This is a genomic window from Vagococcus sp. WN80Y (genome assembly GCF_059621045.1).
Genome location: NZ_JCAQHY010000067.1, coordinates 1 through 2,162, shown reverse-complemented (window position 1 = coordinate 2,162; position 2,162 = coordinate 1). Strand labels below are relative to the sequence as shown.

Genomic DNA, 2,162 nt, shown 5'->3' with positions numbered 1-2,162 from the left:
TGAGAGTTACCGATTGAGTCGCTGGACTTGCCAGTTTATAATTCATTGGAGCCACTGTTTCTATTACCGTATAGGTTCCTGCTGACAAGTAGCCTGTCTTAATCGTTCCTCCTGCTGTGGTCGTCCCTTGAGCAACGACCGCTCCTGCACCATTTTTCACCTCGTAGGTCGCTCCTGCTAGAAGTGCTTTAGTTTCTTTATCCCGCTTTTCTACCACTATCTTTGCTTGTCGATCATTTTCAAATTCGAACTTCGTCACACCATTATTTACTACAGCCTTGGTTTGAAAAGCTGGACTTGCCAAATTATGACCAGCAGGCGCAATAGTTTCTGTTACTGTATAATTACCAAGTGGCAAATCAGCAAGCTCATAAACACCATTAGGGTTTGTTTTGCCGCTTCCAACCTCAGTTCCTGCAGCGTTTTTCACCACAAAAGAGGCTCCTTCAAGTAATTTCCCTGTATCATCTGTTTTAATGACTTGAATAGCTCCCTTGGGAATAAAATTACTAACTTTATTAGTTTCCTTTGTGGTTCGTGAGACTAATGTCTTTGCCACATTTTCAAATTTAGTTCCTACTTTAGCCTGGGCCTTAACTTTTACCTTGACCCGCATTGAATATGTTTCATTTGCATATTTCATCACATTATTTCGAAAATTAGCATTCGTCACAAATTTCGTGGTCCATCTTCCTGTTGTCGAGTTTAACACGTTACTTGGAGTGCCATTTCCTGCAGAAATATTGGCATCTGCTGAATTTAATAAAACCGGGGCTTCAACTGGCTCGACTTCAGGAGGTAATTCGTCCATAAAATCAAATGCAATATATTTTTCAAACATATCAGATCCCATTAAACCGACTTTTTGTTTAACTGTGTAATAAAAAGTGTCTCCGTTCAGTAAGGCATTCGTATCAATGCTTGCTCCCCCAATAGTCTTTTGAACAGTCTTAGTCGGTGGTGTCACATAAGGATCAAATAAACTTTGAGTGCCTATGGAGTACCACATCGTCGCTCGTCCTGCTCTTTTTTGATATAACCCCACAATAAATTTATGGGTGCTACCTTTTACTTCAAAAGAAGCGGAGCCTTTTTTAAACTCTGGATCATCAGGGTTGTCGTGTCCCTCAAGACTATCATTAACACCCGCCCAAACAGGCGTATGTCCACTGTCGTTAGAATTACGTAGCGAGCCAACGCCTCCACTCTTTATTGTATACACATGTAAATTGGGATTACTATGATAGTAGTTGACATACTCTGTATTTAATACACTTACAGGAGTTGTTGTTTTATCTGCACCATAGTTAAGTGAATTGACAGTTAAATACGAGTTAGGTGTCGTCGTGGCTAGGTCAACTAATTGATTAGTGTCCATATAATAAAATTGAATTGTCATCTCAACTTGCATCATATCAACGACAAGTCTGTAGCCTGAATACATTGAATCACCTATCTCAATTTCTGCAATTGTTTTTCGCCAATTTTGAATAATGCCATTATTAATAACAACCACTGCATAAATGGGGCGACCATTGTACGTTCCCTGTGGCTCTTTATAAGTAACCGTAATTTTGTTAGTGGGTTTCCATTTTGTTCTATTCGTGATACTTATTTTACGTCCTTGCTTCAGCCAAGAATCGGTTGGGACAGAAAATCTGGTATTGGTGTACGATGTTGTATCTCCTTCAACTGTAATAACTGGTTTCACTACTTCTGCTGGTTTAGTAATGATAATTCCAGGTTCATCCGAAGGAAAAACAGGTGGATTATTGAAATCAACCTCTTGATGAATCTGGGCAAAAGAGGGCTGGGCACCTGTGACAAAAAAAACAGTCATCAGGGCTAATTTCCATATAACATTAAGAGTGTTTTGTTTAGTTAACATCTTACATCCTTTCTAGGTCTAGTCATCGTTGCACAAACCCTTTCAATTGATCGTCAATCAGTTTCAATGCCCCACTTGTCGGTGTCGTTCCCTGCCACCACGCATCGCGGTAGCCATAAGCCGTCGTGTTAATCCCTTCGACTTTCACTTCAATTGTGATGGCTGCTCCTGTATAAGCCTCTGTTAGGTTGGCCTTGTTTAAGGTCACTTGACTAAATAAGGCAGGAGTGGTCTCTTGATAGCCTAAGGCTTTCTTGTAATAAAAATAGCCATC

General features: G+C 40.1%; 1 protein-coding gene and 1 pseudogene. Both read right to left on the bottom strand.

Features of this window, described 5'->3' with window-relative positions; all coding sequences use genetic code 11:
- Positions 1-1,888, bottom strand: a 1,888-nt coding sequence (locus AC5KOD_RS02790; protein WP_496913015.1) for a SpaA isopeptide-forming pilin-related protein, incomplete at its 3' end; no start/stop codon positions are given.
- Between the two features lie 22 nt (positions 1,889-1,910).
- Positions 1,911-2,162 (bottom strand): annotated as a pseudogene (locus AC5KOD_RS02785) (hypothetical protein); the annotation flags it as partial.